The following is a 19411-nucleotide window of genomic DNA, read 5'->3' as shown; positions in this document are numbered from 1 at the left end:
TGTCCATCGCTTGACACCGTGGATGTGAGGTCTAGATTGTAACCGTTTTCAAGTGGTGCTCAAACGTGTTCAAAAAGGTCCGCCAGCTTAAGGCGGCCAGCCGGGAGGAGAGTTCGATGAAGGCTAGGATGCTCGCGACCCATGTCGCGTTGCCCGTTCTCGCGATCGCGGCGGCCAGTGCGCAGGCGCACGCGGCCGATTTCGACTGGATGAAGTTCAAGGGCAAGACCGTCACCTTTCTCGCCAACAACAATCCGGTCGCGCAGGCGCTGCTGACCTACAAGGCCGATTTCGAGAAGCTGACCGGCATGACCCTGAAGGTCGACGGCTATCAGGAGCAGCAGATGCGCCAGCGCCTGGTCACCGTCATGAATGCGAACAGCGACGAGGTCGATGTGTTCATGACGCTGCCCTCGCGCGAGGGCGAGCAGTTCGCCGCCGCCGGCTGGTACGGCGATCTCACCGCGATGGCCAAGAACGAGGTGGCCAAGGAATACAATCCGGCAGGGCTGAGCCAGGCGCTGCTGAAGGCCGCGACTTTCGGCGGCAAGCTGACCAGCATGCCGATGAACATCGAGGGTCCGATCTTCTATTACCGCACCGACATCTTCAAGAAGTGCGGCCTTGAGGCGCCGAAGACCATCAAGGAGGTCGAAGCAGCCGCCGCGAAGATCAAGACCTGCGACAGTGCGGTGACGCCGTTCGTCTCGCGCGGTCTCAAGCCCGCGGTCGCCTACACCTTCAGCAACATGCTGCACAATATCGGCGGCAGCTACATTGCCGGCGGCAAGTCCAACCTCTGCTCGGCCAAGGGCAAGGAGGCGCTCGACACCTATAGCCGGCTGCTGCGCGACTTCGGACCGCCCGGCGTCGTCAACTACAGCTTCCAGCAGATTTCCGCGCTCTATCGCGGCGGGCGCGCCGCGATGGCGTTCGAATCCTCGAATGAATTGCGCACGGTGATGGAAGGCGGTGCGCGCCTGAAGGACACCGGCCTGTTGCCGTTCCCGGCAGGCGAGGCCGGCCAGGTGCCGACCACGATCGGCTGGGGCATGGCGGTGTCCTCGCACAGCAAGCAGCCGGAGGCGGCCTGGTACTTCGTGCAATGGGCGACCAGCCCCGAGGTGCAGAAGAAGATGGCGCTCCAGGGCATTGCCCCGCCGCGTCCGTCCGTCGCCAAGGATCCGGACTATCGCAAGTGGATCGACGAGGAGCCGGTCCGCAAGGAATGGCAGGCCGCGCTCGACGTGCTCGCCACCAAGGGCTCGTCCGAAGTCGGCTATCCCATCGTTGCGAACCCGGAATCGCGCGAGTTCATCGGCCAGGCGGTGCAGGATCTTATCCTGAAGCAGAAGCCGATCGACCAGGCCTGCGCGGATGCCGACAAGGCACTGGATGCGCTGATCGCACAGAAGTAACGCTCAGCGCCGGCTGGCTTGCGGCCAGCCGGCGCCTCCTCATTCTCAAGGAAGCGCACGCATGTCTGATGCGGCTGCGACACTCACGCAGGATCGGCAGAAGCTGGAAATGTCGGCGCTTTCGGCGCCGGCCGTGATCTTCACGGTCGCGATGATCGCGTTTCCTGTCGTCTATACGGTCTGGCTCGGCTTCCAGAATTTCTCCTCGACCGGCAAGCAGTCCTTCGCGGGCCTTGCCAATTATTCCAAGCTGGTCTCCGACTACGAGTTCTGGCACGGGCTGTGGGTCACCATCGCGCTCTATGTGCTGTCGCTGGTGCTGCAGCTCGTCTTCGGCGTCTGGCTCGCGCTGGTGCTGTTTCACGCCAAGCGCCTGCCGGGCATCGTGCGCTCGCTGTTCATCTCGCCGTTCATGATGCCGCCGGTGGTGGCCGGCATGATGTGGCTGGTGATCCTCGATCCCTCGCTGGGGGCGGCCAACTACATCCTGCAATCGTTCGGTCTGCCGCCGTCGGAGTGGTTGGCCTCGCCATCGCTGGTCATTCCGACGGTTGCTCTGATCGACAGCTGGCAGTGGACGCCTTACGTCGCCTTGATCGTGTTGGGTGGATTGCAATCGCTGCCGCCGAGCGTCTACGAGGCCGCTCAGATCGACGGCGCATCCCCGTTCAGGACCTTTCAGCGCATCACACTGCCGCTCCTGCTGCCCACCATCGTCACCGCGGCGATCCTGCGCAGCGTCGATCTCCTGCGCTTTTTCGACATCATCTACATCACCACCCAGGGCGGTCCGGGGAACGCGTCGAATACGCTCAATATCTACGGCTTCCGGGTCGGCTTCGAATTCTTCAACATCGGCTATGCCAGCGCCTTGATGCTGACGCTGACGGCGATCGTGTTCGGCGCGGTGCTCGCCTTCAACCGCCTGCGCGGCGCAGTCGCCTGGTGACGCCATGACAGACGCTGCCAATACCGATCGCTGGATCCGCTGGCTCAACCTGGTGCAGCTCGTGCTTGCCGGGATCATCATTATGGCGCCAACGGTCTGGATGGTGCTGTCTTCATTCAAGCCGTCCTTCGAGGTGACGGCCTATCCGCCGACGCTGATCTTCACGCCGACCTTGGACAACTATGTCGAGCTGACCAAGACCACGCCGTTCCTGAGCTATGCGCTCAACAGCCTCATCGTCACCGTCGGCTCGACCGGGCTTGGGCTGCTGTTCGGAATCCCCGCCGCCTTCGCGGTCTCCTGGACCCGGATTTCGTGGCCGGCGATCCTGACGCTGGCCGCCCGCATGGCGCCCGGCACGCTGTTTCTGCTGCCATGGTACGTCATGTTCCGGCAGGTCGGCATGATCGGCTCCTACACCGCGCTGATCCTGAGCCACGCGGTCATCACGTTGCCGATCGTGATCTGGGTCCTGCTGCCGTCGTTCGACGGCATCCCGCGCAGCGTGTTCGAGGCGGCGCAGGTGGATGGATGCAGCGTCACGCGTATCCTCTGGCGCATCGCGCTGCCACTGGTGGCATCCGGCGTCGCCGTCGCGGCGATCCTCGCCTTCGTGTTCTCGTGGAACTACTTCCTGTTTGCGCTGGTGCTCTCCAACGGCGACACCAAGACGCTGATCGCGGCGGCCTTCAACTTCATTGGCGAAGGCTCGACGCAATGGGGCGCGCTGATGGCCGCGGCGACGTTGATCGCGTTGCCGCCGCTGGTGCTGGCAGCTCTCGTGCAGCGCTGGCTGGTGTCCGGGCTGACGCTCGGTGCGGTGAAAGGTTAGTTATGTGATGAATATGTCACCCCGTCCCAATTCGATCATGCAGGCCGCGGTCTTCCACGGCAACGACCGCATCACCATCGAGCGTGTGGCGATGCCCGACGTCGGCACCGGCGAGGTGCTCGTGCGCGTCTCGCGCACCGCGCTGTGCGGTTCGGACTTCAAGCTCTGGCACAAGGGCGCCGAGTTCACCGCGGGCCACGAGATCTTTGGCGTCGTCGAGCAGCCCGGTCATCGCCTGCACGGCCGCCGCTGCGCGGTCTATATCCCCTTGCACTGCGATCACTGCGCGGCCTGCATGCGCGGCGATACCCAGATGTGCCTGGAAGTCTCCAGCCTGATCGGCTGGAACAGGCCGGGCGGCTATGCCGAATATGTGCCGGTGCCGGAAAACTGCCTGCTGCCGGTGCCCGATGATATCGAGGACAGCCTTGCGCCGCTGCTGCTCGACACCATCGGCACGTCCGGCCACGCCGTGCGCTTCGTCGGCCGTGTGGTGCCGCCGGCCGAAGCCGGACCGGTTCTCGTGATGGGGGCAGGGCCCGTCGGCCTCGGCGTCGTGCTGGCGCTCCGCGCACTCGGCTACGACGACGTCTATGTCGCTGATCCCAATGCCGCGCGCCTCAAGATCGCGCAATCCTTCGGCGCGAAGGCGCACGCCGTCGGCGATACCTCCAGGCGCTTTGCCCTCATCATGGAGTGCTCCGGCGCGCATGCGGCGCGCAACCTCGGCATCGAGCTGGTGCTGCCGCGCGGCGCGCTGGTGCTGGTCGGCGAGAACGCCGCGCCCTGGACCATCGAGGAAGGCAAGGTGTTTCGGCGCAAGGATTTCTACATGATCCGGACCTTCTACTTCCCGGTCTCGGATTTCGAGCCGAATGTTGAGTTGCTGCGCAAGTACAAGGACGAATACCGCGTCCTCGTCGATGGCGAGTTCGGCCTCTCGGCTCTGCCCGAGAATTTCGCCCGCTTCGCCAAGGGCGAGCTGATCAAGCCGGTTCTGGCGCTGGACTGAGCGATCATGGCCTCGATATCGATCCGCAATCTCGTCAAGCGCTACGGCAATTTCACCGTGATCCCCGATCTCAACCTGGAGATCGCGGACCATGAATTCGTCGTCTTCGTCGGCCCGTCGGGCTGCGGCAAGTCGACCTTGCTGCGCATCATCGCCGGGCTCGAGCCGATTTCGTCGGGAGACCTCTATATCGGCGACAAGCGCGTCAACGGCGTGCAGGCCGCGCAGCGCGACATCGCGATGGTGTTCCAAGATTACGCGCTCTATCCGCACATGAAGGTCTACGACAACATGTCGTTTGCGCTGGAGTTGCGTGGCGTGCCGAAGGCGGAGATCGACGCGCGCGTCAAGCGTGCCGCGGCGTTGTTGCACATCGAGCCTTATCTCGACCGCAAGCCGAAGGAGCTGTCGGGTGGCCAGCGTCAGCGCGTCGCCATGGGCCGCGCCATCGTGCGCAATCCCAAGGCGTTCCTGTTCGACGAGCCGCTGTCTAATCTCGACGCAAAGCTGCGCGGGCAGGTGCGGGCCGAGATCAAGGCACTGTCGCAGGAGTTGAAGACCACCATGGTCTTCGTCACGCACGACCAGATCGAAGCCATGACCATGGCCGACCGGATCGTTGTGCTCCAGAGCGGCACGATCCAGCAATACGACACGCCGGAGACGGTCTACGAGCGTCCCGCCAACCAGTTCGTCGCCGGCTTCATCGGTTCGCCCGCCATGAATTTCTTTCCGGTCGAGTGGCGCCAGGAGCGTGCGCTCCTTTCGCAAGGCGGAACGGCAGTGCCGCTGGACAGCGAGGCCGCAGGCCGCCTGCGTCAGGCCGGCAACGCCGTGCTCGGCGTCCGCCCTGAACATTTCGCCGTGGCCGCGGATGCCGTCGACGGACTTGCCATCAATGTCAAGCTGGTCGAACCGCTCGGCTCGGATACGCTGATCCATTTCGATCTCGCCGGCGCCTCCGCGATCGCGCGGGTCGATCCATCGCTGCGGCCGAAGGTTGGCGATCGTCTCAGCCTTCGTCCGCTAGCGGGCAAGACGCATTTGTTCGATGCGGCCAACGGACAGGTCCTGCGGTGAGTGCATCCGCGCACATCGGTGATCTCTCAGCGCTGGCGGACGTGGCGTCAAAGGCGAGGACCGTGCACGTGATCTGCCTGGGTCTGTCGGCGCTCGACCAGGTCTGGCGCGTCGATCGTCTGTTCGCGGGTAGAAGCGAGAAGGTCAAGGCTGCTGGTTACGGCACGCTTGGCGGCGGCATGGCTGCCAACGCGTCGGTCGCGATAGCAAGGCTCGGCGCGTCCGTCGCGTTCTGGGGGCGCGCGGGGAATGACGCCGCCGGCCATGAGATGAAATCGGCCTTCACGATCGAAGGCGTCGATGTCGAGAATTTTCGGCTGTTTCCCGACGGCCGCTCGTCCGTCTCCGGGATCATCGTCGACAGTTCTGGTGAGCGGCAGATCGTCAATTTCCGCGGGCTCTTTCCGGAAGCCGCGGATTGGCTTCCGCTCGAAGCCGTCGCGCGCGCATCCTCCGTGCTGGCCGATCCGCGCTGGGTCGAGGGCGCAGCGACGCTGTTTAGCGAGGCCCGCGCGCGCGGCATTCCGACCGTGCTCGACGGCGACATGGCCGACGCCGAGGTGTTCGAGCGGCTGCTGCCGCTGACCGACCACGCGATCTTCTCGGAGCCCGCGCTCACATCTTTTGCCGGCTCGGCCAAGGATGACTCTCTCGCGGCGCTCGCGCGCTTCGGCTGCCGGGTCATCGCCGTCACGCGCGGCGAAGGAGGCGTGAGCTGGTACGAGAACGGCCAGTCGCATCGGCAGGCGGCCTATGCCGTCGAGGTCGTCGACACCACGGGCGCCGGCGACGTCTTTCACGGCGCCTATGCGCTTGCGATCGGCGGCGGCCTCGATGTGCGCGCCGCCATGGCGTTTTCGGCGGCGACAGCCGCCATGAAATGCCGCCACGCCGGTGGCCGCAACGGAATCCCCGATATCAACGAGTGTCTTGCATTCATGAGGACGAAGCCATGAGAACGATTGGAAAGAACCGCGGCCTGGCACGGCTGGCTGACGCGGATGGCCACTTTCGCATGGTCGCGCTGGACCAGCGGCCGCCACTGTTCGACGCCATCGCCAAGGCAAAGGGCATCACGCGGGATCAGGTCGAATATTCCGATGTCACGGCGGCCAAGCGCCTCCTTGTCGAAAATCTCGCGCCGCATTGCAGCTCGATGCTGTTCGACCCGAACTTTGCCGTGCCCGCCGCGATCGACCTCTTGCCGCCGCGCTGCGGCCTGATCATGACTCTCGAGGAGCACCGCGTCGAGGAAACCGCGGGCGGCCGCAAGTCTCGCGCGATCACCAATTGGAGCGTGGAGAAGATCCGCGCCATGGGCGGCGACGCCGTCAAGGTGCTGGCCTGGTACCGGCCGGATGCCGATGCCGCGGTGAACGAGCATCAGAAGCGTTTCGTGCGCGAGATCGGCGAGGACTGCGCCCGTCACGACATTCCCTATGTCCTCGAGCTGCTGGTCTACCCGTTCCTCGGCAGCGCCAATCACACCGCCGACTACGTGGAATCGCCGGGCAAGCTCCCGGGCCTCGTCATCGACAGCGTGCGCGAGTTTGCCAAGCCCGAATACGGCGTCGATCTCCTCAAGCTGGAGAGCCCGCTTGCGGCGGGCAGCCTGCCGGCCCGCGACGGCAGCGCGGAAGCGAAGGCCGCACAGAAGCAGTTCGATGCGATCGGCGATATCTGCCGCGAGCGCAGCATCCCGTGGGTGCTGTTGTCGGGCGGCGCTGCGCCGGAAAAGTTCGAGCGCGTCCTCGACTTCGCCTATGCGGCGGGAGCGGGCGGCTTCCTCGCCGGCCGCACGATCTGGCTCGATGCCGTCCTGAAGAACTTTCCGGACCGCGCGGCGGTGTCGGCGAGCCTGCGCAAGGACGGCCTCGGCGTGCTGGAGCGGCTCAACAAGCTGACCACGGCCAAGGGCACGCCGTGGAAGGCGCGCTTTCCGGTGTTCACTGACATCAAGCAGGAAGGTGACTTCGCGCGCGCCTATTGAGATAGTGGCTCTGCGTGGTTCATCCCGATCGCAGGATCCGCAAACATGACTGACAGCTTCACCATCCGCTCGATCGAGGCGTTCTGCTATCGCTATCCGTTGGCGACGCCGGTGGTGACGTCGTTCGGCAAGATGCTCAACCGTCCCGCCGTCTTCGTTCGCGCTGTCGACGAGGACGGCGTCGAGGGATGGGGTGAGGCCTGGTCCAATTTTCCAGCGCCGGGCGCGGAGCATCGCGCCCGGCTCATCAACGAGGTGCTCGCCCCCGGCCTCGTCGGACGCAAGTTCGACGGTCCTGGCCAGGCCTTCGAGGCGCTGACCAAGGGCACCGAAGTTCTGGCGCTTCAATGCGGTGAACCCGGTCCGTTCGCGCAGGCGATTTCGGGCATCGATCTCGCGCTGTGGGACCTCTCGGCGCGCCGCCGGCGCTTGCCGTTGTGGCAGCTTCTCGGCGGTCAGTCGCGCAAGATCAAGGTCTATGCCAGCGGCATCAATCCCGGCGGAGCCGCGCAGACGGCGGAGGCCGCGCTCAAGCGCGGCCATCGCGCGCTGAAGCTGAAGGTTGGCTTCGGCGCCGAGACCGATCTCGCCAATTTGGCCACGCTGCGTCAGATCGTCGGCGCCGGCATGCTTGCCACCGATGCCAATCAGGGCTGGTCAGTCACGCAGGCGATGGAGATGCTGCCGCGGCTTGCCGAGTTCGATCTGCGCTGGCTGGAAGAGCCGATTCGCGCCGATCGACCGCGCGAGGAATGGCGCAGACTGCGCGCCGCAGCGAAGATGCCGATTGCCGCCGGCGAAAACATTTCGAGCGCCGAAGGCTTCAAGGAGGTTCTGGCCGAAGGCGTGCTCGGCGTGGTTCAGCCCGATATTGCAAAATGGGGCGGCCTCAGTGTCTGCGCCCCACTGGCGCGCGACATTCTGAAGGTGGGCAAGACGTTTTGCCCGCACTATCTCGGTGGAGGCCTCGGCTTGCTTGCATCCGCGCATCTCCTCGCCGCTATCGGAGGTGATGGCTGGCTGGAAGTCGATGCCAACGACAATCCATTGCGCGATCTGTTTTGCGGCCCGGTCCTCAATGTGAGGGAAGGCACCGTTGAATTGGACCAAGACCCGGGGCTCGGAATAATGCCTGATCTGTCATCTATCGAGCATCATCGCACCATTTAGATAAGAGACTCGTATCGTGATGGCCGCGATCATGAATCCGGCTTGGTCGAAGATCGGTGCGGACAGGGCGGTGAAGTTCGGCAGCAGGGCATCACGACAGCGGCTGATGCCGTTGCGCGCTTATTTGACCTCGTCATATGTCTATGACCAAATAAAACGTCTCGCATTTGGCTGCGGGGCGCAACTTCTCAACCGTCAGCTCCGTTCGCGCCGCAATTGAGGGACCGATGCTCTTCGATATGGGTCAGCTTCCGGCGGATATCCGCTACAAGATCCTTACCGCGACCGTTACGCCGCGGCCCATCGCGTGGGTGACGACGAGGTCCCGGGACGGGATCGCCAATGCGGCGCCCTTCAGCTTCTTCAACGTTCTCGGGCATGAGCCGCCGACGGTCGTGCTCGGCTTGCTGCGTCATCCGCAGCGAGGCTTGAAGGACACGGCGCAGAATATCGTCGAGATGGGTGAGTTCGCCGTCCATCTGGTCCCGCACCAGATGGCCGAAGCCATGAACGCGACGGCGGTCGATGCTCCCTCCGAGATCGACGAGATCGAGATTGCGGGGCTGGAGACGCTCCCCGCGCAGATGATTTCGCCTCCGCTCATCAAGGGATGTCCGGTTGCGTTCGAATGTCGCTCGCTCTCGGTTCAGGAGACAGGACCCCGGCAAATCGCCGTGATCGGCGAAATCGTCTGCGCTCACGTGGCCGAGCAGTTCGTGATCGACGCGCGCCGAGGCCATATCGATACGGTCAGCCTCGACCTCATTGCCCGCATGCACGGCTCGGGCTGGTATGCGAGGCCTCGTGAGCTCTTCCAGCTGGTGCGGCCGGCGCCGATCGAATAGGGGCGGCCGGCGCCAGGACTCGGGTTGGGCCCAACGCGTGTCGACCCGAGCGAGCGATTGACATCCAAATTATTATATGTCTAAAAATATGCAAATTCATATATTGCAAGACCCGGCCAATGGACACGCATCCGCTGAGGCTCAAGGTGCAATCGGTCGCGGCGGAGACGCCGACGATCCGAAGCCTTCTGTTCGGCGTGGAAGGCGGTGCGGTTCCGCGATGGCAGGCGGGTGCGCATATCCGCGTGTCGCTGCCAAGCGGGGGAGACCGGCCTTACTCGCTGATGGCCCTGCCGGGCCTGCCTGAGGGAGTCCTTGCGCTCGGCGTTCTGCGCGAGCGGACGTCGACCGGCGGCTCGGCCTTCATGCATGCGCTCGAGATCGGCGATGTCGTGACGGCTTCGGCGCCCGTCAACAATTTCCCGCTGCATGAGGACGATGCGCCTACGCTGCTGTTCGCCGGTGGCATCGGCATCACGCCGATCCTGTCCATGGCGGCCGAGCTCAAGGCGAGGGGCGTTGCCCACCATCTTCACTACGCCGGACGGGCGCCGGGTCTGCTGGCGTTCCTGCCGCAACTGGAAACGGTGTGCGCGAGCACCCTGTCCGTCCATTACGACAATGACGCTTCGTGCCTGGACATCGCCGCCGCACTGCACGGCTCGCCTGCGAACGCCCATGTCTATGTCTGCGGTCCCGCAGGCATGATCGAAGCGGTGAAGGCCGCAGCTCTCGCCAGGGGCTTTGCCGCTGATCGCATCCACGACGAGCTCTTCAAGGCCGAGCTGCCGGGCGCGCCGAACCGTTCGTTCGAGGTGGAGCTCAGATCGACGGGCGAGATCATCACGGTCGCAGCCGATCGCAGCATCATCGAGGCGCTGGAAGCGGCGGGGCACGAGGTTCTCTTCGACTGCCGGCGCGGCGATTGCGGCATCTGCCAGTGCGGCGTGATCGCAGGCGTTCCCGATCATCGCGATGTCATCCTGAGCGACGCCGAGAAGGCGTCCAACAAGGTCATGCAGATCTGTGTGTCGCGCGCAAAATCGGAACGGCTGGTGCTGGATCTCTAGGACGAGGACAGGAACGTCATGGCTGGATACGCTGGAAATGCGCGGTCGATCGCAGCGCTGGTGCGCGAGGCGGAGGTGCATCGCGACGTCTACGTTGATCCTGAGATCTTCGAGCTCGAGATGGCGCATCTGTTCCCCAACAGCTGGGTCTATGTCGGCCATGCGAGCCAGTTGGCGAAGCCCGGCGATTTCATCACCGCCAATATAGGCCGGCAGCCGGTGATGGCCAGCCGCCATACCGACGGGTCCATTCATGTCTTCTACAACCGTTGTCCGCACAAGGGCGTCAAGATCGCCTCTGAGCCGTGCGGCAATGTCGGAAAGTTCTTTCGCTGCCCCTATCACGCATGGTCGTTTAGGACCGACGGCTCGCTGCTCGCGATCCCGTTGAAGAAGGGCTATGAGAGCACCGGTTTCGGCGACACTCAGGCGAATGAAGGCCTGTCGAGGATCAAGAACGTCGCGATCCATCGCGACTTCATCTTCGCGCGGCTGAGCGAGACCGGCGTGTCCTTCGAGGACTATTTCGGTCCGAGCCTTTCAACCATCGACAACATGATCGACCGCTCGCCACAGGGCAAGCTCGAGGTTCTGGCCGCGCCGATCCGCTATATGCACACCTGCAATTGGAAGATGCTGGTCGAGAACCAGACCGACACCTGCCATCCCATGGTCGCGCACGAGAGCTCGGCGGGTACCGCGGTCAAGGTCTGGAAACGCGAGCAGGGCGATTCCACGGAGACGCCGATGGCGGTGCAGCTCTACGGCCCGTTCATGAGCCCATACGAATTCTACGAGCAGAGCGGCATCAGGATCTGGCCCAACGGCCATGGCCACACCGGAGTCGCCAATTCGATCCATTCGAACTATTCCGACGTCGACGGCTATCTCGAGCAGATGGTCGCGGCCTATGGCGAGACGCGGGCTCACGAGATCCTCGGCGATATCAGGCACAACACCGTCTATTTCCCGAACGTCATGGTCAAGGGCGCGGTCCAGATCCTCCGCAATTTCATCCCGATCGCGGTCGACAGGACGCTGGTCGAGAGCTGGGTCTATCGCCTGGTCGGCGCGCCCGACAAGCTCTACGAGCGTGCCCTGATGTACAACCGCTTCATCAACGCGCCGACCTCGATCGTCGGGCACGACGACCTCGAGATGTACGAACGGGCGCAGGAAGGCCTCAAGTCCAACGGCAATCAGTGGATCAATCTGCGCCGCCTCTACGAGCCCGACGAACAGCCTGATGTCACCGCCGTCATCAACGGAACGTCCGAGCGGCAGATGCGCAACCAGTTTCACGCCTGGGCTAAATTCATGACCATGGACATGGACCAGCATCCCGAGGCCGCGGAATGATCGACGAGAAAGCCGTCACGGATTTCATCTATCGGGAGGCCGAGCTGCTCGACACCATGCAGTGGCAGAGCTGGCTCGATCTGTTTCATCCCGAAGGACGCTATTGGATGCCGCTCGAATGGCAGCAGCAGGATCCGGTACTCCAGCCTTCCCTGATGTACGAGGATCTGCTGCTGCTCAAGGTACGGGTCGAACGCCTCGCCGGGGAACGCACCTTCAGCCAGAAGCCGAAGAGCCGCTGCCACCATCTGCTCCAGGCGCCACGTATCATCGCCTGCGATGCTGCGGCCGGCGTGTTCAGGGCGCGCACATCCTACATCTACACCGAGACACGCGGCGACCTGCTGGAGCGCTATTCGGGGTGGGCATCGCACGATCTCGTGCAGGTCGGCGACGGCCTGAAGATCAAGCTCAAGCGCGTCGATCTCGTCAATTTCGACGCGCCGTTCGGCAACATCCAGCTCTTCATGTGAGTGTATCTTGACCGCTGCGACCACAGTCTACGCCCGCTTTCGCGAGACCGCGCTGCGCCGCGGCGAGGCCGGCTTCCTCAACGTGTTGCCGGAGACCGCCGGCATTTACGGCATCGCAGCCGGCGAGCTCTCCTACCGCGCGATGCTCGCGCGGATCGAGGCCCGGCGGCAGGCGTTCGCGGACCGCGGATATGGCGAAGGACACAGGGTCGGGCTTCTGCTCCAGAACCGGCCGGTGTTCATCGAGCTGTGGTTTGCGCTGAACGCGCTTGGCGTTTCCGTGGTGCCGATTAACCCCGATCTGCGCATGAGCGAGCTCGAATACATCATCTCCCATTCCGAGATGAATGCCGCCTTCGTTCTCGCCGAGCGCTGCGCCGAGGTGGCCACGGCGGCGCGCCAGGCGGGCCGGCCGATCCCAGTCGTCACCGACGACAGCGACATTCCCGCGCCTTATGACGGTGCACGGCCGCGGCGTCCGGCCGACGGTTCGACCGAATGCGCGCTGCTCTACACGTCCGGCACGACGGGGCAACCGAAAGGCTGCGTTCTCACCAACGAATATTTCCTGCACAGCGGAAACTGGTATCGCGACGCCGGCGGGCTGATCGACCTGAAGCCAGATGGCGAGCGCATGATCACGCCGCTGCCGCTGTTCCACATGAACGCCATGGCGGTCTCGCTGATGGCGATGGTCTCGGTCGGTGGCAGCCTGACCATGCTCGATCGATTTCACCCGCGCAGCTGGTGGGCCTCGGTGAGGGAGAGCCGCGCCACGTGCCTGCACTATCTCGGCGTCATGCCGTCCATGCTGATGAGCGCCGTGCCGTCGGAACAGGACCGGCAGCACAATGTGCGCTTCGGGTTCGGCGCCGGCGTCGACAAGCTGCTTCATGCCCCCTTCGAGGCGCGCTTCGGCTTCCCGCTGATCGAGGCCTGGGCGATGACCGAGACCGGCAGTGGCGGCGTGATCGCCGCCAACCTTGAGCCGCGCAAAGTCGGCACCAGCTGCTTCGGGCGTCCGGCCCAGGAGATCGAGACTCGCATCGTCGATGATCGAGGCGTCGATACGCCAGGGCAAACGCCGGGCGAGCTCCTGGTGCGGCGGGCAGGCGCGGACCCGCGCTATGGCTTCTTCCGGGAATACCTCAAGAACCCCGAGGCCACGGCGGAGGCCTGGGCCGGAGGCTGGCTGCACACCGGCGATATCGTCTCGCGCGATGCGGATGGCGACCTGCATTTCGTCGACCGCAAGAAGAACGTCATCCGCCGCTCCGGCGAGAACATCGCCGCGGTCGAGGTCGAATCCGTCCTCAATCGTCATCCCGCGATCCGGCAGGCCGCAATTGCGGCGACCCCGGATCAGGTGCGCGGCGACGAGGTCGCAGCCGTCATCATCGCCGAGCAGGCCGGCGCCGACCGCGCGCTGGCCGAGGCCATCGTGCGCTGGAGCCTGGAGCAGATGGCCTATTACAAGGCGCCCGGCTGGATCTGCTTCGTCGAGCGGCTGCCGCTCACCGCAACCGAGAAGATCCAGCGCGGCAGCTTGAAGGATCTCGTCGCCAGGCTGATGCAGGATGGCGCGTTCTTCGATCTCCGCGAGATGAAGCGGCGGCAGGTCTGACCCGAAAAGCCCGTAGGACAGCGATCATGAGCCAGACCCGCACCACACTCATCACCGGGGGAAATTCCGGGATCGGCGAAGCGCTGGCGAAGAGGCTGGTCGACAAGGGACAGCGCGTCGTCTCGGTGGGGCTGAAGAAGCCGGGCTGGACGCACGATCTGCTCGCGGCCTATTGCGCGGACCTGACCAGCCTTGAGGAGGCGCGGGCCATCGCGCAGGAGATCGGCGCCAACCACGCGATCGACTGCCTCGTGCACAATGCCGGCATCATCCTGCCGAACCTGTTGCCGGATGCAAAGCCCGAAGACATCCTGGAGCTTGCGCAGCTGCATCTCGGCGCACCGATGCTTCTGACCCAGGCCGCTCTGGATGGCATGATCTCGCGCCGTTTCGGCCGCATCGTGTTCGTCAGCTCGCGCGCGGCGATGGGCGCCGTGACCCGCTCGGCCTATTCCGCCACCAAGGCCGGTGTGCACGGCATGGCGCGGACATGGGCGCTGGAGCTGGCGTCCAGCGGCATTACCGTGAACGTCGTCGCGCCGGGCCCGATCCTGACCGACAATTTCTGGGGCATCATCCCCAAGGATTCCGAGCGGCAGGAGCGAATGGCGCGCAACGTCCCGGTCGGCCGGCTCGGTGCGCGCGAGGACGTGGCGCATGCGGTCGAATTCTTCCTCGACGAGCGCTCGGATTTCGTGACCGGACAGGTGCTGTATGTCTGCGGCGGCACCAGCCTGGTCGGTCTCGGCCCCTGATGGATCAGATCTGGTTCTGCTTGATGTTTTCGACCATCCTGGCGAGCACCCGCGCGCAGATTTCGATCTCGTCCGGATCGATGCCGGCGGTCAGCCGCTCATAGTTCTTTTCCATGATGGGCCAGATCTTGCGCAGCAGAGCCTCGCCGTCCGGCGTCAGCGCCACCACCCGGCGGCGCTGGTCGTCCTCGGCGATCTCGCGCTTGACGAGACCCGAGGACACCATCGACTCGACCATCCTGCTGGCGGTCGATTGCTCGGTCACGGCGAGAACGGCGACTTCGTTGACGGTGAGAGTCTTGTAGATGAATAGGATCGACAGTGTTCGAAATACGACGTTGTTGATGCCGTGCTCGCTGAGATCGCGGTTCTGGTCGAGGTTCCAGCGATTGGCCAGCCGATTGAACAGATAGGGGATGTAGGCTTGCAGCTGGTCCCTTGATCGCGGCGGACCGGATTTCCACCTGCTCTTGGATTCTTTCGCCATTATTTCTTGCGACTTTGCTTCTTGCTCTGGGTACGAATTTTTGCCGAAAGAGACCGCAGCACCGACAGCGCGGTGTCCAGTTCGCCGGCCGAAATGGTCTCGAGCCTTTGGCTGAGATGCCTCTTGTGCATGTCGGCGGCCTTCCTGAACAGGGCTTCGCCCTTCGGCGTGAGGCGGACGATGAAGGACCGGCGGTCCTCGCTGGACATCTCCTTGCTGATGAGATCGTCGGCAAGGAGACGCTGCACCAAACCCGAGACGTTGCCGCCGGAAACCTTCAGGTTCTGCGACAACTGCCCGAGCGCGAGGCCGTTCCTGTCGCGGTCGAGTTGGGCCAGCACGTCGAACTTCGCCAGCGACAAGCCGAACTCCGAGATCAGGAGCGCGTTCAGCGACGCGAAGATGTCACCGTGCAGCGACAGCAGCTGCAGCCAGAGCCGGGTCTCGATCTGCCCGAGGGGAACGATGTTCTCTTTCAGTGCTGCCGGCATTGCGTGACCAGGGGTCCGGGTTCGAGGTATTCCGAAGGTCGTCGGCCCCGCTTAGCGCACCGGGAAGCGCAGTCAAGCAGCCCGATTCTGACCGCGTCAGCTTGAACGGCAATCCGGCGCTAAGGTCAATCTCATGAGGCGAAGCTCTTGATGGTCTGGATCACGCCGTCGAGCTGCTTGCCCGGGCCGTCCTTCAGCGCCGCCTCCCGCAGGCGGCGCGCCCAGTCGGCGGCGTCCTCGCGCTGCGCAACCAGCGTGATCGCGGCCAGCGTCCTATCGAACTTCGACAGGCCGCGGCTGTGGGTATCGGAATAGCCCTTGACCAGCCGGCGGCATTGCAGGATCTCGACGCCGAGCTGGTAATTGGTGCGGACCGCCGCGGTGGCAGCCTTGAGCCATTCGTCGCGATGCGCCGTCTCAATGGCGTGGCGGCGCGAGCGGCGGCGCAGGCCCCGGAGACCGCCCACGACATAGAGCGCGAGAAACCAGGGCAGCGAATAGGTCCGCACCCGACGTCCCTTGTTGACGCGGCGATCGAGCCATCCCATGAGGCGCGGCTTGGTCTCGAGCCAGCGACCAAAGCCCGCGGGGAGCACTCCCATGACCTCTTCCATGCGGGGGTGCATGAATTCGGTGGTCTGAAGCACCTGACCTTGCGCCAGTTCCAGCTCGCCCTCGATCCGCGCGCGGCGCGCCGAGCGTGTCTTCAGGTCGGCAACGCGAATGACGTCGTCATAGGTCATGGCATTGGCGAGGTACTTTGCAGCCATCCGTGTGAAGGCAAAGCTTCTATCCGCGCCACCGGCGCTGCGATCGACGGCGTGCAGCCCACTGAGAATGTCGAGATATTCGGCGCCGTACGCGATGTCCTGGAAGTCGACCACCTTTTTCAGGCCGGCATGGGCCAGGTCGAGTGCGGGCTGCGGCAGCTCCTTTTTCTGCCGTTCGAGCAGTTTGGCCAGCCTGGGATCAAGGCGCGCAGGCGAGGGGCTTCGCTTGCGCTCCTGCGGTTGGGGGGCTGCGGCGGCATCGGGCGCCCCGATGCGGACACGTTCAAAGGCGGCTTCGAAGGTGTCAACGCTCGCCTTGGCCCCTTTCTCGCCGGCGCGGATCACCGCGAGATAGCTGTCGCGGTCGAACGGCAGCACGCCGGTGGCCGCGAGCGCGCCGAACATCGCAGCGGAAATGACGCTGCCATGTGCGATGGCCAGGGCGTTCATGTCGAAGATGATTTCGGCCTTGGCGGCAACACCGATCGCCCCTCGCACGGCGCCGTTGTCGGCGATGCCGTCGCCCGGCGCGATCTTCTCGCCGATGGCAAAGGACCGGTGATTGGAGGCGATCAGGGTGGTGCGGTCCGGCGTCACCAGGCCGCGCAGGATCGAGCGTCCCGCTTCCATGAATTCGGCGGCCATCACGACGTCGACATCGCCGGGGGTCGGCATCAGCGACAGGATCGGCTTGCGCCCATCGAGCGGCGGCATCGCCTCGATGTAATAGATCGTGGCGCCGGTCCGCTGCGCGACGCCCGGCACCGAGGTCGACTGCGCGATCCAGCCGTGGTTCTCCGCGAGCTGGACGATCCAGTCGGTCAGCACGCCGCCACCCTGGCCGCCCATGGCGAGGATCGCGATCGAGATCGGGCGCTCGGTCGCTTCGCCGGCCGCGGGAAGCGCAAGTCGAACCGTCTCGTCTCTCATGTCAGCGCCTCGAGCGCCGGTCGGCGGCGCTCGCGCCGCCGTTGCAGCCAGCCGATCACCGTCATCGCGATGTTCGACTTGAACCTGTCCCAGCGGGTCGGATTGTGAATGACGTCGGCGCGGTAGAACGAGGGGCACAGCACGGCGGCCTCGGCGACTTCGCCGCAATTACCGCAGCCGACACAGGAATTGTCGATCGCGGCGACCGGATCGTCGCGCAGGGGATCATCGAGCTGTTTCACCGAGAGGGACGGGCAGCCCGACAGGCGGATGCAGGCGTGGTCGCCGGTGCAGACGTCTTCATCGACACCGAAGCGCTCCTTGACGATGCGCAACCCGTCCTTGATCGCCTTGCTCGTCTGCGGCTTCACGCGCCGCTGCTTGTTCAGCATGCATTCGGACGAGGCGACGATGACCTTGGGACCCTCGTCCTTCGTCGTCAGCGCCTCCTTGAGCGTATCGCGCATCCTGCCGACGTCATAGGTGCGGTCGATCTGCCGCACCCACTGGGCGCCGATACCTTTCACCGCCTGCACGATCGAATTGTTGGTCTTGCGCCGCTTGTTGACCGCGCGCGACGACAGGATGTCCTGGCCGCCAGTTGCCGAGGTGTAAAAATTGTCGACGATGACGAAGACGCCGTCATGCTTGTTGAAGACGGCGTTGCCGATGCCGCTGGTCAGTCCGTTGTGCCAGAAGCCGCCGTCGCCCATGACCGCGATCGAGCGCTTGTCGGCCTTGACATTGAATGCGGAGGTCGAGGCCGGACCGAGGCCGAAGCCCATCGTCGTCGCGCCGATGTTGAAGGGCGGCAGGATCGAGAACAGATGGCAGCCGATGTCGGCCGAGACGTGGTGCTCGCCGAGTTCTTCTTCCACCAGCTTCATCGCGGCGAAGATCGGCCGTTCCGGGCAGCCTGTGCACAGGCCCGGCGGCCGGGCCGGCACGACCTGCTTGAGCTTCTCGACCGCCGGATGATTGAGCACGGGAACAGCATCCGGTGCCGGCGGCCTGTTGCCGAGCAATCTCGGCTCCGTCTTCTCGAGGAATTCCCTGACACCGCCGAGCAGGACCTGCGCGGTGTAGTCGCCGCCCATCGGCAGCACGTCCTTGCCGTGGACGCGCGCCTGGATGTCCCTGCGCCGCAGCACGGTATTGATCGCCTGCTCCAGATATTCCGGCTGGCCTTCCTCGACGATCAGGACGGCGTCCTTGTCGAGGCAGAACTCCGCGACTTCCGTGTCGATCACGGGGTAAGTGACGTTCATGACGTAAAGCGGAATCTGGGTATTGCCGTAGGCATCCGAGAGCCCGAGATATTGCAGCGCGCGGATGACATTGTTGTACATGCCGCCCTGCATGATGATGCCGACCTTGCCGCGCTTCGGTCCCATCCATTCGTTTAGCTTGTTGTCGCGGATGAAGCCGATCGCCGCGGGCATGCGCGTCTTGATCTTCTCCTGCTCATGCTCATAGGCCGCCGGCGGCAGCACGATGCGGCCGACGTCGCGCTTGGGATTATTGAGCGCGTCCTTGATGGTGTGCGCCGGCCTGACATTGTCCTTGCAGGCAAAGCTCCCATGCATGTGGCAGGCGCGAACGCGAACTTCCAGCATCACCGGCGTGTTCGAGCATTCCGAGAGCTCGAAACCCTTCTCGATCAGATTGACGATGCATTCGTGGTCGGGCCGCGGATCGAGCAGCCACATCTGCGATTTCATGGCGAAGGCGTGGGTGCGCTCCTGCATGATCGAGGAGCCTTCGCCGTAATCTTCGCCGACGATGATCATGGTGCCGCCGGTGACGCCGCCGGAGGCGAGATTGGCGAGCGCATCGGAGGCGACATTGGTGCCGACCGTGGACTTCCAGGCCACCGCACCCCGCAGCGGATACATCACCGATGCGGAGAGCATCGCCGCGGCGGCCGCTTCGTTGGCCGAGCTCTGGAACACGACACCGAGATCGTCGAGCACGTCCTTGGCGTCGGCCAGCACGTCCATCAGATGCGAGATCGGCGAGCCCTGGTAGCCGCCGACATAGGCCACACCGGATTGCAGGAGCGCCTTGGTGATGGCGAGGATGCCTTCGCCGCGGAAGGTGTCGCCCGCGCCGAGCCGGAGATCTTCGACCTCGCGAGCGAAAGACCGTTCAGCCAT

The 19411-nt window shown here is 64.4% G+C and carries 19 protein-coding genes; 15 read left to right on the top strand and 4 right to left on the bottom strand.

Annotated elements, in window-relative coordinates; all coding sequences use genetic code 11:
• Positions 1-116 precede the first annotated feature (116 nt).
• From AAE027_RS20370 to AAE027_RS20300, 15 genes are all read left to right on the top strand, one after another.
• Positions 117-1418, top strand: coding sequence for an ABC transporter substrate-binding protein (locus AAE027_RS20370; RefSeq protein WP_370988595.1), 1302 nt, complete (start codon positions 117-119; stop codon positions 1416-1418).
• A gap of 61 nt (positions 1419-1479) precedes the next feature.
• Complete coding sequence (locus AAE027_RS20365) at positions 1480-2367, top strand: carbohydrate ABC transporter permease (RefSeq protein ID WP_370988594.1); 888 nt, start codon at positions 1480-1482, stop codon at positions 2365-2367.
• Positions 2368-2371: 4 nt separating this feature from the next.
• Complete coding sequence (locus AAE027_RS20360) at positions 2372-3199, top strand: carbohydrate ABC transporter permease (protein ID WP_370988593.1); 828 nt, start codon at positions 2372-2374, stop codon at positions 3197-3199.
• Positions 3200-3206: 7 nt separating this feature from the next.
• Positions 3207-4211, top strand: coding sequence for a zinc-dependent alcohol dehydrogenase family protein (locus AAE027_RS20355; RefSeq protein ID WP_370988592.1), 1005 nt, complete (start codon positions 3207-3209; stop codon positions 4209-4211).
• Between the two features lie 6 nt (positions 4212-4217).
• Entirely contained in the window at positions 4218-5291 is a 1074-nt protein-coding gene (locus AAE027_RS20350) for an ABC transporter ATP-binding protein (RefSeq protein ID WP_370988591.1), read from the top strand.
• Positions 5288-6247: a sugar kinase gene (locus AAE027_RS20345; RefSeq protein WP_370988590.1), complete on the top strand. Its 960-nt coding sequence runs from the start codon at positions 5288-5290 to the stop codon at positions 6245-6247. Before AAE027_RS20350 ends, AAE027_RS20345 begins: the two co-directional genes overlap by 4 nt.
• Positions 6244-7281 carry a tagatose 1,6-diphosphate aldolase gene (locus AAE027_RS20340; RefSeq protein ID WP_370988589.1) on the top strand — a complete coding sequence of 346 codons (1038 nt, stop codon included), beginning with the start codon at positions 6244-6246 and terminating at the stop codon, positions 7279-7281. Before AAE027_RS20345 ends, AAE027_RS20340 begins: the two co-directional genes overlap by 4 nt.
• A 45-nt stretch (positions 7282-7326) precedes the next feature.
• Positions 7327-8451 (top strand): mandelate racemase/muconate lactonizing enzyme family protein, encoded by a 1125-nt coding sequence (locus AAE027_RS20335; protein WP_370988588.1) that lies wholly within the window; start codon positions 7327-7329, stop codon positions 8449-8451.
• Between the two features lie 16 nt (positions 8452-8467).
• On the top strand, positions 8468-8671 hold the full coding sequence (locus AAE027_RS20330; RefSeq protein WP_370988586.1) for a hypothetical protein: 204 nt from the start codon (positions 8468-8470) through the stop codon (positions 8669-8671).
• A 7-nt stretch (positions 8672-8678) separates the two neighbouring features.
• Positions 8679-9296, top strand: coding sequence for a flavin reductase family protein (locus AAE027_RS20325; RefSeq protein WP_370988585.1), 618 nt, complete (start codon positions 8679-8681; stop codon positions 9294-9296).
• Positions 9297-9415: 119 nt separating this feature from the next.
• Complete coding sequence (locus AAE027_RS20320; protein ID WP_370988584.1) at positions 9416-10366, top strand: PDR/VanB family oxidoreductase; 951 nt, start codon at positions 9416-9418, stop codon at positions 10364-10366.
• A gap of 18 nt (positions 10367-10384) precedes the next feature.
• Positions 10385-11725, top strand: a complete 1341-nt coding sequence (locus tag AAE027_RS20315; RefSeq protein WP_370988583.1) for an aromatic ring-hydroxylating dioxygenase subunit alpha — start codon at positions 10385-10387, stop codon at positions 11723-11725.
• Positions 11722-12198 carry an aromatic-ring-hydroxylating dioxygenase subunit beta gene (locus tag AAE027_RS20310; protein WP_091887573.1) on the top strand — a complete coding sequence of 159 codons (477 nt, stop codon included), beginning with the start codon at positions 11722-11724 and terminating at the stop codon, positions 12196-12198. Before AAE027_RS20315 ends, AAE027_RS20310 begins: the two co-directional genes overlap by 4 nt.
• 7 nt (positions 12199-12205) lie before the next feature.
• Complete coding sequence (locus AAE027_RS20305; protein ID WP_370988582.1) at positions 12206-13822, top strand: ATP-dependent acyl-CoA ligase; 1617 nt, start codon at positions 12206-12208, stop codon at positions 13820-13822.
• Between the two features lie 26 nt (positions 13823-13848).
• The gene (locus AAE027_RS20300; RefSeq protein ID WP_370988581.1) at positions 13849-14577 is read left to right on the top strand and encodes an SDR family NAD(P)-dependent oxidoreductase; all 729 of its coding nucleotides are present in this window, start codon (positions 13849-13851) and stop codon (positions 14575-14577) included.
• Between the two features lie 4 nt (positions 14578-14581).
• Here the strand turns inward: AAE027_RS20300 and AAE027_RS20295 are convergent, their stop codons facing one another.
• The 4 genes from AAE027_RS20295 to AAE027_RS20280 form a co-directional block, all read right to left on the bottom strand.
• Positions 14582-15064, bottom strand: a complete 483-nt coding sequence (locus tag AAE027_RS20295) for a MarR family winged helix-turn-helix transcriptional regulator (protein WP_091887570.1) — start codon at positions 15062-15064, stop codon at positions 14582-14584.
• A complete protein-coding gene (locus AAE027_RS20290) occupies positions 15064-15555 on the bottom strand; it encodes a MarR family winged helix-turn-helix transcriptional regulator (RefSeq protein ID WP_128956241.1) in 492 nt (163 codons plus the stop codon). The genes AAE027_RS20295 and AAE027_RS20290 overlap by 1 nt, the downstream gene beginning before the upstream one ends.
• A gap of 131 nt (positions 15556-15686) precedes the next feature.
• Positions 15687-17255 (bottom strand): indolepyruvate oxidoreductase subunit beta family protein, encoded by a 1569-nt coding sequence (locus AAE027_RS20285; RefSeq protein WP_370988580.1) that lies wholly within the window; start codon positions 17253-17255, stop codon positions 15687-15689.
• Positions 17252-19411: a thiamine pyrophosphate-dependent enzyme gene (locus AAE027_RS20280; protein WP_370988579.1), complete on the bottom strand. Its 2160-nt coding sequence runs from the start codon at positions 19409-19411 to the stop codon at positions 17252-17254. The genes AAE027_RS20285 and AAE027_RS20280 overlap by 4 nt, the downstream gene beginning before the upstream one ends.

It is taken from the genome of Bradyrhizobium sp. DN3 (genome assembly GCF_041357655.1).
In the GTDB taxonomy this organism is placed as follows: domain Bacteria; phylum Pseudomonadota; class Alphaproteobacteria; order Rhizobiales; family Xanthobacteraceae; genus Bradyrhizobium.
This window is presented reverse-complemented; position numbering and strand designations above follow the sequence as displayed.